General features: G+C 44.1%; 10 protein-coding genes. 6 read left to right on the top strand and 4 right to left on the bottom strand.

What is annotated here, in order from left to right:
• The first annotated feature begins 57 nt into the window (after positions 1-57).
• Positions 58-1,179: a pyridoxal-phosphate-dependent aminotransferase family protein gene (locus OH455_RS14730; RefSeq protein ID WP_269981926.1), complete on the top strand. Its 1,122-nt coding sequence runs from the start codon at positions 58-60 to the stop codon at positions 1,177-1,179.
• 54 nt (positions 1,180-1,233) lie between these two features.
• Here OH455_RS14730 and OH455_RS14735 read toward each other — a convergent pair whose 3' ends face one another.
• The 4 genes from OH455_RS14735 to OH455_RS14750 all read right to left on the bottom strand — a co-directional run bounded on the left by OH455_RS14735 (position 1,234) and on the right by OH455_RS14750 (position 7,661).
• Positions 1,234-2,997, bottom strand: coding sequence for a PglL family O-oligosaccharyltransferase (locus tag OH455_RS14735; protein WP_269981927.1), 1,764 nt, complete (start codon positions 2,995-2,997; stop codon positions 1,234-1,236).
• Between the two features lie 64 nt (positions 2,998-3,061).
• Positions 3,062-5,884 carry an excinuclease ABC subunit UvrA gene (uvrA, locus tag OH455_RS14740; RefSeq protein WP_269981928.1) on the bottom strand — a complete coding sequence of 941 codons (2,823 nt, stop codon included), beginning with the start codon at positions 5,882-5,884 and terminating at the stop codon, positions 3,062-3,064.
• Positions 5,885-6,023: 139 nt separating this feature from the next.
• Positions 6,024-6,896 (bottom strand): UTP--glucose-1-phosphate uridylyltransferase GalU, encoded by an 873-nt coding sequence (gene galU, locus OH455_RS14745; protein WP_269981929.1) that lies wholly within the window; start codon positions 6,894-6,896, stop codon positions 6,024-6,026.
• Between the two features lie 117 nt (positions 6,897-7,013).
• Positions 7,014-7,661: a response regulator transcription factor gene (locus tag OH455_RS14750; RefSeq protein WP_269981968.1), complete on the bottom strand. Its 648-nt coding sequence runs from the start codon at positions 7,659-7,661 to the stop codon at positions 7,014-7,016.
• A gap of 281 nt (positions 7,662-7,942) precedes the next feature.
• Here OH455_RS14750 and OH455_RS14755 point away from each other — a divergent pair, with 281 nt between their 5' ends.
• From OH455_RS14755 to OH455_RS14775, 5 genes are all read left to right on the top strand, one after another.
• The gene (locus tag OH455_RS14755; protein ID WP_045974814.1) at positions 7,943-8,494 is read left to right on the top strand and encodes a single-stranded DNA-binding protein; all 552 of its coding nucleotides are present in this window, start codon (positions 7,943-7,945) and stop codon (positions 8,492-8,494) included.
• Positions 8,495-8,639: 145 nt separating this feature from the next.
• Positions 8,640-10,655, top strand: a complete 2,016-nt coding sequence (csrD, locus tag OH455_RS14760) for an RNase E specificity factor CsrD (RefSeq protein ID WP_269981930.1) — start codon at positions 8,640-8,642, stop codon at positions 10,653-10,655.
• Positions 10,652-12,091: an MSHA biogenesis protein MshI gene (locus OH455_RS14765; RefSeq protein ID WP_269981931.1), complete on the top strand. Its 1,440-nt coding sequence runs from the start codon at positions 10,652-10,654 to the stop codon at positions 12,089-12,091. Before csrD ends, OH455_RS14765 begins: the two co-directional genes overlap by 4 nt.
• Complete coding sequence (locus tag OH455_RS14770; protein ID WP_269981932.1) at positions 12,091-12,741, top strand: MSHA biogenesis protein MshJ; 651 nt, start codon at positions 12,091-12,093, stop codon at positions 12,739-12,741. The genes OH455_RS14765 and OH455_RS14770 overlap by 1 nt, the downstream gene beginning before the upstream one ends.
• Entirely contained in the window at positions 12,734-13,057 is a 324-nt protein-coding gene (locus tag OH455_RS14775) for an MSHA biogenesis protein MshK (protein WP_269981933.1), read from the top strand. The genes OH455_RS14770 and OH455_RS14775 overlap by 8 nt, the downstream gene beginning before the upstream one ends.
• Positions 13,058-13,067 lie beyond the last annotated feature (10 nt).

Below are 13,067 nucleotides of genomic sequence, written 5' to 3' on the forward strand. Positions count from 1 at the left end.
TTTGTTTTAATGTAAAGACAAATAAAGTAAAAGCAGACCGATATCAAGGAGTGAACAATGACGATTCAAAGCTTTATCCCCCCTCACCGTATTCTTATGGGCCCTGGCCCTTCGGATATTTCTCCTCAAGTTTTGCAGGCTTTGAGTCGCCCTACCGTTGGTCACCTTGACCCTTTGTTCATCAAAATGATGGATGAACTAAAACAGCTACTCAAATACGCTTTTCAAACTGAAAATGAATTCACTATTGCCGTTTCAGCGCCGGGCAGTGCAGGTATGGAAACCTGTTTTGTTAACCTGATTGAACCGGGTGAGAAGGTGATCGTTTGTCGCAATGGTGTGTTTGGCGAGCGCATGCGCGAAAATGTAGTTCGAGCGGGTGGTGTTGCAGTAGTTGTTGATGATGAATGGGGTACTCCTGTCTCGGTCGATAAAGTCGAGCAGGCATTGAAAGAGCATTCAGATGCAAAGGTCCTGTCATTCGTTCACGCAGAAACATCGACAGGCGCATGCAGCGATGCAGAAGCATTGGGTAAACTTGCAAAGGCGCACGGTGTGCTAACGATTGTTGATGCGGTGACTTCTTTAGGTGGTGTGCCACTGAAAGTCGATGAATGGCAGCTAGATGCGGTCTATTCAGGCAGCCAGAAATGTTTATCTTGTGTTCCTGGCTTATCGCCAGTGACCTTCTCCCCCCTAGCCATTGAGAAGATTCAGGCAAGGCAAACACCTGTCCAAAGCTGGTTTTTAGATCAAAGTCTAGTATTAGGCTATTGGAGCGGGGAAGGAAAACGTAGCTACCACCATACAGCGCCTGTAAACAGCCTTTATGCGCTGCATGAGTCGCTATTAATCCTAAAGAATGAAGGGTTAGAGAATGCTTGGCAGCGTCATAGTGACATGCATGAAAAGTTGAAGTTAGGTCTCGAAAAGTTGGGTTTTGAGTTTGTTGTTGAAGAAGAATCACGTTTACCTCAGCTCAATGCAGTCTATATTCCTCAAGGCGTTGATGACGCGGGGGTTCGTAACCATTTGCTAGAAAACTATAATCTCGAAATTGGTGCCGGTTTGGGGGCATTAGCGGGTAAGACATGGCGCATCGGCATTATGGGCTACGGCGCTCGTGCAGAAAATGTTGCACTCTGTTTGAGAGCATTAGAAGAGTCACTCACGCAGTAACTGCCACAAAATAGAATAAAAAGGCGACGCTTTAAGCGTCGCCTTTTTATTCGGCTACTTTTCATTGTCTGCTTTGAGTGCATCGATATCTGGAGCGACGTATTGCACCTGTGAGAAATCGCGAGCAGGGAACAAGTATTGCGCCTCTCTACGAATTTGCTCGGCACGTTCACTATCCCCTAAGCCTTGGTAAGCAAGAATTAGATTGTTATAAAACGCGGGCCTTGGTTTATCTTTAATAATTTTCAATGACCAGTCAATGTATGGCTGGATGAACTTCGCTTCCTGACGATAAAGGCCAATATTGAGATAGGTGCTATAAATATCCCAGTCGTACCTATCTTTCCAAACTATTGGATTACTGACTTGCTTGAGTAAGTCAGGATTTTTAGGCTGCGATGTTTCAAACTGAGTGAGGACATAGTTAGTGTGTAACGCGGTGAGCATGTAGAAACTGGTTACAATGGGTAAGACTAAACTCATCACTCGAAACAGTGTTTTAGTCACAATGCTGAATGACGCAAAACGATACGAGCGCGCGCGTTGATCAATCCAGAAAAGCAGAACCACAAAGGTTATCCAGTGAATGGCTGAATGGTAGAAAGGGTATTCAAGTTGACTATGGAGGATTATTGGCACAAATAAGGCAAACATCGCGAGGCGAGTACCTTTTTTAACATTGTAGATCCTTACTAAAACCATCACCGCTGCGAGTACGATAGCTAATACTGGAAGCAACCCTCCTTCTGCCCCCCAATAAAGCAGCTCATTGTGAGGGTGGTCCATTGAAGCAAGACCGGGATGATAGTTAGGGTTTAACTGATGTTGGCGCGCCGTGTAGACGATATATTCTGGCTCAAATCGCCCGTATCCGTAGCCTGTGAATGGCTTCTCAACTAACATATCGAGTGTTTGAGGAAAAGTGTATTGTCTCGGGCTTTCTAGGTTAGCCCGTTTAGACGCTAGAGACTCTCCATCCGATAATATATTAATGCCACCACCAATTGATAGGCCGAGTAAAATGGATGCAAGCCAGCCCCCAAAGCGTTTTTTGGTTGCGAATTGATAGAGGTAAGGCAAGAGTAAAACGACAGCCATAAAAGACCCTAGCCAACCAGTGCGAGACGCTATCAAAATGAGTAATGGAACCGTCACAACTGGCATCAAGTACAGCAACGAAACTTCACTGAGATGACGGTTGTATTTCTTTGGGTGGCGAGTGAGTAGGTAGCCTGACAGAGCCAATCCCGTGGCGAGAAAGCTGGCCATGACATTCGGCTGCTGAAAAATACCATAAGGGCGATTCTTTACTGTATCGTAACCCAACAAGTTGTCAGGCTGCAGGAGTAAATATTGAAACCAGCCAAACAGCGCCTGCATAAAGACCGAGATGGTGATGAACCACAATAAACGTTGCTTCTGCTTGTTGCTGAAGCGAAATTGTTGAAGGACAAAAAACAGCCCGTAACCAGCCCATAAGCCAAGCAGTTTACCTTGAGAAAGGGAAAAGTCTGAGTAAGGGAAAAATATCGGGATTGTGATCAATACGCAGCACAGAAACAGCCCAATAGTCAGCTTATTGTATCTGATCACACCTTGGGTTCCGGTCTGATACAACCCTATTGCCAGAGAGAAACTGACTGCAAGCCAAGTCGTTGTATTAAAAGAGAGCGCGAGCCCAGCACCTCCCGGATTAGGGGTGAAAATGTGCATCGCGAGCAAAAATACGACCGCTATAGAAACAAGAAACGGCTTAATGAGCGGTAGTTTAGGTGCTTGCGGCTCTAGACTTGTCCCTGCCAAATGGATGGTTGCCATTGATTGTTGCGTCCTTCAAAATTAAACAGACCATGTTATGGTCTGTTTAATTTACTACTTTTCTTTATATTAACATAGACTTGAGGAATCGTGCGGTATGTGAGCCTTTTACCTTGGCCACTTCTTCTGGTATTCCTTCAGCAATAATTTCACCGCCACCTTGACCACCTTCTGGGCCTAAATCGACAATCCAGTCTGAGGTTTTAATCACATCAAGGTTATGTTCGATGACCACCACTGTATTACCGTGATCACGTAGTCGATGCAGTACCGTAAGTAACTGTTGAATATCATGGAAGTGCAGGCCAGTGGTAGGCTCATCCAAAATATAGAGCGTCTTACCAGTGTCACGCTTAGATAGTTCTCGGGCCAGTTTGACACGTTGCGCTTCACCCCCAGATAAGGTGGTCGCAGCTTGGCCAAGACGAATATAAGAAAGTCCAACATCGATAAGTGTTTGCAGCTTACGTGCTATGACGGGTACAGGATCGAAGAAGTTTCGTGCATCTTCAACCGTCATCCCCAGTACTTCATCAATGGTCTTGCCTTTGTAGTGGACTTCGAGAGTTTCACGGTTGTAGCGTTTGCCTTTACACACATCGCATGGCACGTAAACGTCTGGTAGAAAGTGCATCTCGACTTTGATGACCCCATCGCCCTGACAAGCTTCACATCGCCCTCCACGTACGTTGAAACTGAAGCGACCCGGTTTATAACCTCGAGAGCGTGCTTCTTGCGTTCCCGCAAACAGCTCTCGGATCGGTGTAAAGATACCTGTATAAGTGGCTGGGTTAGAGCGTGGCGTGCGCCCTATTGGACTTTGGTCAATATCGATAACCTTATCAAAATGCTCCAAACCTTTAATTTTTTGATAAGGAGATGGAGTGGCTGTCGTCGCACCATTTAGCTGAGTGTGTGCAATCTTGAAAAAAGTATCGTTGATCAGAGTAGATTTACCAGAACCTGAAACCCCTGTCACACAGGTGAACAAACCAACTGGGATTGTTAATGTCACATCTTTAAGATTGTTACCTGTAGCGCCGAACAACTCGACTACTTTCTTTTTATTGATAGGGGTACGCTGTGCAGGCACTTCAATTTTTTTTGTACCGCTGAGGTATTGGCCAGTTAGTGACTCTGGAGTGGCGATAATATCTTCCATGGTCCCTTCTGCCACCACGCTACCGCCATGTACACCAGCTCCAGGGCCTATATCGATCACGTGATCGGCGATGCGAATCGCATCTTCATCATGTTCTACAACCAGCACCGTATTACCTAAATCACGCAAGTGAGTTAGGGTGTTTAATAGTCGCTCGTTATCACGTTGATGAAGTCCGATGGAAGGTTCATCTAATACGTACATTACTCCGACCAGACCTGCACCAATCTGGCTGGCGAGTCTAATACGCTGAGCTTCCCCCCCTGATAAGGTTTCAGCGCTACGAGAAAGGTTGAGGTAGTTGAGGCCAACATTGACTAAAAATTGGAGACGATCATTGATCTCCTTCATTACTTTTTCGGCAATCTGCGCTCTCTGACCTTCTAGCTCCAATGAGGCAAAGAAACCCAACGCATCTGCTATACTGAGCTCAACAATCTCAGGTAAGGTTGTGTCGCCTATAAATACATTACGAGCTTCTAAACGCAAGCGACTGCCTTCGCAGCTCGAGCAAGTACGAGTTGAAATGTACTTAGCTAGATCTTCACGTACGGCATTAGACTCAGTATCACGATAGCGACGCTCAAGGGTATTGAGTATGCCTTCAAATGGGTGACGTTTGACGCGAATATCGCCGCGATCATTGATGTACTTAAACTCGATCTCTGTACGTCCGGATCCTGTAAGTACCACATCTTGCATTTTCTTTGATAAGGACTTAAAAGGCGCTTTTAGATCAAAATTATAGTGTTCTGCCAAAGATGACAGCATTTGGAAGTAATAATAGTTTTTCTGATCCCAACCACGGATCGCCCCTTCGGCGAGACTTAAAGAGTCATCTAAAATCACTCGATCTGGATCGAAATACTGTTGTACACCAAGACCATCACAGGTGTGGCAGGCGCCTGCTGGATTATTGAACGAGAACAGCCTCGGTTCTAGTTCTTGCATGCTATAGCCACAATGTGGACAGGCGAAGTTAGCAGAGAAGACCACTTCTGCGCCATCTCCATCCATCGGAGCCACGACCGCAATTCCGCCGGACAATTCGAGCGTCGTCTCAAAGGATTCCGCCAGCCTCTGTTGTAAATCATCGCGCACTTTAAAGCGATCTACTACGACTTCAATGGTGTGTTTTTTATGCAATTCTAAGGTTGGTGGATCGGATAGGTCGCAAGTTTCACCATCGATACGAGCGCGAATAAAGCCTTGTGCAGCAAGGTTTTCTAATGTTTTAACGTGCTCGCCTTTACGCTCTTTAACAATTGGCGCAAGGAGCATCATTTTGGATCCTTCAGGAAGTTCCAAAACTTTGTCGACCATTTGTGAGATGGTTTGAGCTGTCAATGGTACATGATGTTCAGGACAACGCGGCTCGCCAACACGTGCGTACAATAGACGTAGGTAGTCATACACTTCAGTAATGGTACCAACGGTCGAGCGAGGGTTGTGCGACGTTGATTTTTGTTCAATGGAAATGGCTGGTGATAAGCCTTCAATATGATCGACATCGGGCTTTTCCATCAAAGACAAAAACTGGCGAGCGTAGGCCGATAGGGATTCAACATAACGACGTTGACCTTCCGCATACAGGGTGTCGAAGGCAAGTGATGATTTACCTGAACCGGATAAACCTGTAATCACGATGAGTTTATCTCGTGGAATGGTTAGGTTCACATTTTTTAAGTTATGGGTGCGTGCGCCGCGAACTTCGATCTTATCCATTGTTCTCGCTCAATGTAAAAACAAGTGGGCTAAGTATTACATAGAGTAATAAATGTTCAAAGAAAATACTGGATAAAAAAACAGTAACAAAAAGGCCGCTCTATTGAGCGGCCTTAGAAGCATGGCTAGCATAAAGCGATTAAGCTTCTTTTGTCGTTTTTTGTTTATCCAGTTCTGACTTTTTGCTATCCGCTAGGTAAAGGTTCTCAAAACAGTAGTTAGTTGCTTCGATGTACCCTTCAACGCTACCGCAATCAAAGCGTTTTCCTTTGAATTTATAGGCCAGAACACAACCTGCCTTTGCCTGTTTCAGTAGAGCGTCAGTAATCTGAATTTCTCCACCTTTACCTGGCTCGGTATTTTCGATGAGCTCGAAAATATCAGGCGTCAAGATATAGCGACCAATGATAGCCAGATTACTTGGTGCAGTTCCAGGCTCCGGCTTTTCAACCATATCATCCACACGATAGATGTCGTCTTTGATCATCTCACCAGAAATCACACCATACTTGTGAGTTTCGTCGGCAGGTACTTCTTGAACAGCGACAATTGAGCAGCGGAATTGCTTAAACAGGGCAACCATCTGGGCTAACACTCCTTCCTGTCCATTGACACAAAGGTCGTCGGCCAGCACAACAGCAAACGGTTCATCACCGACTAGCTCACGGCCAGTAAGAATTGCATGCCCTAGTCCTTTCATTTCACGCTGACGAATATAAGTAAAGTTAGCGCTCTCGATAATGTCACGAATATCGACCAACAGTTGTTCTTTATTCGTTCCGCTGATTTGATGTTCCAATTCGTAGTTCTTGTCGAAATGGTCCATGATCGAGTGCTTACCGCGGCCAGTGACAATGCACATGCCATCCATGCCCGCCTGAATAGCTTCTTCAACACCGTATTCGATAAGCGGTTTGTTGACGACTGGCATCATTTCTTTAGGCATGGATTTGGTCGCAGGGAGAAAGCGAGTTCCATAGCCAGCCGCTGGGAAAAGGCACTTTTTGATCATGTTTAAACCCTATATATTTAATTAATCTGTTATAGCTGGCGCAACCTTATCACTTTTTGCGTGAATGGATAATGAATGTTAAAGACAAAATGTTAGTTTTTGCGCATCGGATTATATTTAAGACAGCATATGTTGATTAGCCCAAGCAATGGCTTGGACACGATTCCTTACCGAGAGTTTCTTGAAGATTTGGTACAAATGAGATTTAACAGTGAACTCACTGATGAATAGATCTTCAGCAATTTGTATGTTGGATGCTCCGGTTTTTAAACATCGCAGAATCTGGATTTCTCTAGCAGTTAAGTCTACGGTGGCTGGAGCAGTTTGGCTGAGTACTACATGGCGATAGTAATGCAGCAGTTGAGCAGCCACTTTTCGAGGTAGCCAGTTTTGACCATTGATCACTTCACCACACCCTTTTGCAATCGCTTCAATTGATTCTTCTTGATAAAAAAGAGCTTTTAGGTCGCCAAAGCAGAGTAGGTCGTCTGTTTTCAGTCTTTTTTCTACATTAAAAATGATGGTTTCAAACATTTTGTTCGAGAGAGGAAGGTCACGGATCTGGTTATTGAGTGTTTGATAGTTCTTGTGATCTATCATCAGAATCTTATGCTTATGCTGCTGCATGGCAAGCATTAATTCGTCGGGCTCGATTCGGGGGATCTGGATCTGGAGTTGTTCCTCAACCTGACGGATAAGAGGGTTAATTGTGCTTTTATCTTCACATAGAAAGTAGATAGTTCGGGTATAGATATTTTTGCTCATCGGAGTTTTCATTCGATTTCATTACAAGTAGTTGCAGATTGAAGGAGAAATGTGACTAGTGCGAATTATGTTTACAGGATTGCGTATAGTTTCATGTTAGTAGGTAATTATTAAATCTATCAATCACGTAGTGAATTGAATTTGCTCGTAAATAATACAGCTATCTATAGGGTTCATGACTTTGTGAACCCATGGTGAGGATTGCAATTTGTTCAAAGAGTAAAGCGTGTTATCCTAATGTGCTGTTTTAAGGTAAATAGAAAAATTAGACGGAGCGAATCATGGCGAGCCGTGGAGTCAACAAAGTTATTTTAGTCGGAAATCTGGGATCAGATCCGGAAGTACGTTATATGCCAAGCGGTGGCGCTGTAGCAAACATCACGATTGCGACGTCTGAAAGCTGGCGTGATAAAGCAACTGGCGAACAGCGTGAGAAAACAGAATGGCATCGTGTGTCACTGTTTGGCAAGCTGGCAGAAGTTGCTGGTGAATACCTGCGTAAAGGTTCTCAGGTTTACATTGAAGGCCAGTTACAAACTCGAAAATGGCAAGATCAAAATGGTCAAGACCGTTACACGACAGAAGTGGTTGTTCAAGGCTTCAATGGCGTAATGCAAATGCTCGGTGGTCGCGCTCAAGGTGGATCTCCCGGTCAGTCGATGGGACAGCCTCAACAGCAAGGCGGATGGGGTCAGCCTCAACAGCCTGCAATGCAGCAAAGTCAACCGGCTCAGCAACAGTATTCTCAGCCGCAACAGCAGCAGTCACAGAACCAAAGTCAGCCTCAATACAATGAGCCGCCAATGGATTTTGATGACGATATCCCATTCTAACTCATTGAATCCTGAAAAAAGCCGCGAATTTCGCGGCTTTTTTATATAGTTAGAAAAACAGACCAATCAGTTAATGGCAATGATGAGAGCCGATTGATTTTTATCGCTGCTACGACCTTATTTTGAGAAAAGGAATTCTTTACCTATGAGGTATACCCCTACCTTAAAGTTGAGCACTCGCCTCGTTGCGTTTGTCACTGTCATAGTGACCAGTGCGATGTTCATCCTTTTTTTAGGTGGGACCTTATCGTTTAAACGACTTGGCCAAGAGTACCTAGATCATTCTCTTCAAGGCATTGTCGAAGTATTAGATAAGGAAATGGAAGATCCTGACGCCGCATACTCGTTGCAACGTTGGATGCCCAAAATGCTCCAAGCTTCCAACATTGTTGAGATGGAGCTGCTATCTACCCATGGTGTTATATACCGTTATAAAGACACCTCTTCGAAAGTTGATAAAGTTCTCCTCTATGACACTGAATACCAGCTAGAGCGCAATATTGGTTATCGTCTCCACTTCAAAGCCGTTCCTCCCTACATCGGCTATGGCTACTCCCTAGAAGCTTTATGGTCGATCACCTTAGCTGTGGTTTTGATTATTTTCTGCTTAATGCGCGGTGTTAAATGGCTCAAGGAGCAACTTGCAGGATCTGAGTTATTGGAGGAACGAGGACGAATGATTCTTGCTGGACGTGTTGAAGAGTATACCAAAGGTGATGTTAGAGAGTGGCCCTACACGGCCAGTGAAGCTCTAGACCGGTTAATAGAAGAATTGCAGGACGCTCGTCAAGAGCGCAGCCGCTTCGATACTTTCATTCGCACCCAAACTTTTTTAGATCAGGTCACTGGTACTGCTAATCGCGTACTTTTCGACAGTAAATTAGAATCAGCACTTTCTGAACATGGTTCTCACGGTGGTGTATTGCTTTTGCGTATCGACGATTGGGAACAATTACAAGAAGAGTCTGGGAAACAGGTAGCAGATGACTTTGTGATCGATATCGGCACTGGCTTGAATAACATTGTTCAGCGTTATCCAGACGTTATTCTATCTCGTTATTATGAGTCTGACTTTGCTATTTTTGCCCCTCATTTAGGCAGTAAAGAAGTCGCTCAAATAGCAATAAATAGCTTAAAGCAATTGACTAAACTCTCTCCTCCTTTACCTCTAGAAAAAGAAAATTGGTTGCACATTGGTGTCAGTATGTACAGAGAAGGAGAGAGCCAAGGACGTATTCTAGATGAAGTAGAAACAGCCCTGAAAAGTGCTCAGTTACAGCGCGTAAATACCTGGAACAAATTTAATAAATTGGTCACGCATGATGATGACCGCGGTAACGTGCGTTGGCGTACTCTATTCGATTTAGTAATTAAGCCAGAAAAACTCTATATTTTTTATCAGCCCTGCTATTTGTTAGATTCAAACAAAGACAGGGTGTTTGAGCACTCTGAGCTTTTTGTGCGTATTAATGATCCGGATAAAGGTTTGATAAAGGCATCTAGATTCAATTCTGCTATAGAATCTGTGGGTTATGAAGCCGTTCTTGATCGTGCTGTTTTTGCTGCGATCGTAAAATTTCTGAAAGTGTCAAAGAAAAGAATATGTTACTCTGTAAACATTCATGTAGTGCCGTTTGTGGGTCGAGAATACTTCAAATGGTTTCGGGATGAACTACTACAATTAACATCAGAACAACGAAAATTGTTGATCTTCGAATTTTCAGAAGCAAGATTAGTTAAACATCTGGACTATATGCGTCCAGTGATAAAAATGATTTCTGGATTGGGGTGTCGCATTGCCGTTGGCCAAGCTGGTCGATCGATTGTGAGCACTCATTATTTAAAAGATCTTCCAGTCGATTTTTTAAAACTGCATAGAAGTTTAGTGAAACAAATAGATCAGCGAGACGAAAATCAGTTATTTGTTCGAAGTTTATTAGGCGCATGTGAAGGACTCAAAACTCAAGTTATTGCTGTTGGGGTCGACAATAAACAGGAGTACAAGACTATGCTGGCTTTAGGAGTACAGGGTGTTCAAGGACGCTACTTTCAGTCTGAACAACAATTGGTGCCTAAAGTTGAAACTGAAAGGAAAGTTATGATGGCCAGTAAAGTGCAAGTCGGTCGTCGCAACCGGTGGCGAAAATTTAGCAGTAAATGAACATTCAGTCTTTGATAGGAAAGTTTAATCACAAACAGCGAGTCGGCTTAAAACTGACCGTCGTTGTTCAGCCTGGCGAACTCTATTTTTCAGCGTTGGCTGAAGGCAAGCTACCCTCTAAGGTGATGGTGGAAGAAGGGGCATGGCAAGAAACACTGCTCAAAACATTGGTCCAATCGAAACTCTCTGACTTGCATCTGGATATTGTCCTAAACTCGAAAATCTATCAAATCTACCAAATCGATAAGCCTAACATTCCTGAAACTGAATTGAGTAGTGCTTTACCCTTTCTGCTCAAAGATCTCATCAGTGAAAAAGTGACTGATATTGTTGCTGATGCTGCTCACCTGCCGATCGGTAACAAGCTACAAGTGTATGTTGTACCTAAGAGTTTGATTGTTGGCTTACAACAAAGTTTGTCAGCTCATCATATCATGCTAAACCGAGTCTTGGTCGAGGATGAGGTATGGGGAGTATCTGCGGGTGAACTGTCCAGCTTTTTGCTTTTACAACGCAGTAAGCAAAGTAGCTTCCGGGTTAGAGCTTTCGTCGATCACCATTGTGCTTTCCAGAGAACGATTAGGGGAGTCGCTTCTCCACTAACAGGTGTTGCCACTAGTGCACTTCAGCTTGATGGTATTGCCTTAGAACTACAACGCTCGATTGACTACCTTTCCTCACAGTATCGCGGCGCTTCTCTTCATAAGATGAAAATATGTTGTGATGAGGAAGATCAACAACAACTGGTTGAAGCACTAAGTGAACGTCTGAGTGTCAACGTTGCGGCGTTAACTGAAGGTGATCGAGAATCTGGGGATACCCTGATTGAGTATGTTGATCAGCTCAGTGACGGCGCGGTCAACTTGTTCCCAGATTCCCTGAAGCCAAAAAAAGAAATATTTAACCTATTTCAAGTGGTTGTGGGTTGGTCTGCCGTTGCGACAGTCTTAGTCAGTATTTTCGCTTATCTTCAGTTTCAACAAGTTCAGCTTGAGCGAGATCTAGAAAAGTACAGAGCTCAGCAAGTAGGGCTCGAGCAGCAGATTGCCGAACTGAGTCAGCGCATGGCAAAACATAAACCATCAGCAGCTAAAGTTGCCGCTGTTGCGCGATTAAAGCTTGATATTCAGGCGAAACAGGCTTCATTTAAAGCCGTCAAAGGGTTTGACCAATCTCAGCAAATTGGATACTCAGGTGTGATGCGTGCGCTAGCAGAGTTAGGCCGACAGGATATTTCGTTAAATCATATCTTTATCGATGCTGATACCATGGATTTACAAGGACTTGCGCGCGAAGCTAGGGCGATTCCCAATTGGGTAAATCAATTTAAATCTGAAGTAGATCTTGTGGGACGAACATTTGAAAAGCTCAAAATTGGTCGCAACGATGATGACATTGTGACGTTTGAACTTATCACGAAACAGGAGCCTAAATAATGCAGCTATTATGGCACCAATTGAGTGACAAATTCAGCCTACTAAGCCAACGTGAAAAGTGGCTTCTGACTATCTGTGGTCTAGTTATTATTGGTTTATCCTTGCTTGTTTGGATGATTGAACCTGTACTGAAAACGAATCAATCCTTATCAGGGCAAGTTAGCTCAGCTAAGCTGAGCGTACAACGTCTCGAAGCGGATATTCTGTTGGCAACCGCTACACTTAACAAAGATCCTGATCAGAAGATAGATGTGCAATACAAGCAACTTCTGATGGAAAGTCAGCAGTTGTCAGAGCAGTTGGCTGAAATAATAGAAACCCTTATTTCCCCTAGTCAAATGGCGCGGTTACTGGAGGGTGTTTTGGCTGGCACAAAAGGATTGAAGCTGGTGTCTCTCGAGTCAATGGCAGCAGAGCCAATCGTTGGCGGCGCGGATAAACAGACTCAGACAGGGTATTACCTACATCCGGTCAAGATCGAACTAACGGGCAGTTATTTCTCGATTCTTAGCTATCTCAACACTCTAGAATCTCTTCCAGTGAAGTATTATTGGCGCAGTTTCAATTACACCGTTGAGGAATACCCAACCGCTCGTTTAATACTTGAGGTGTACACGCTTGGAACAAGACAGGAGTTCATCGGTGGTTAAATTCATTTTTGTCGTTTTGATTGGCTATTCGTCGGTGATCTACGCTTCAAAGGACCCAACGGCGCCTTTGGGTTGGCAGAAGCCTCAAGAGGCGAAACCTGCTGCTAAGATTACTGAACAGCCCATCCCTACGTTGGAAAGTATTGTTTGCTCTGCGGCTAGACAATGTAAGGCAGTACTTAGTAATCAAGTGGCATTAGTAGGGGATACGATCAACGGATATACGGTGAGTCATATTGAACCAGAACTTGTTACGCTATTGAAAGCGGGTCAACAATGGAAGTTAGAGCTATTTACTCTGGATATAAAACAGTAAGGTTATTGGA

The organism is Vibrio sp. T11.5 (assembly GCF_027587155.1).
GTDB lineage: Bacteria > Pseudomonadota > Gammaproteobacteria > Enterobacterales > Vibrionaceae > Vibrio > Vibrio neptunius.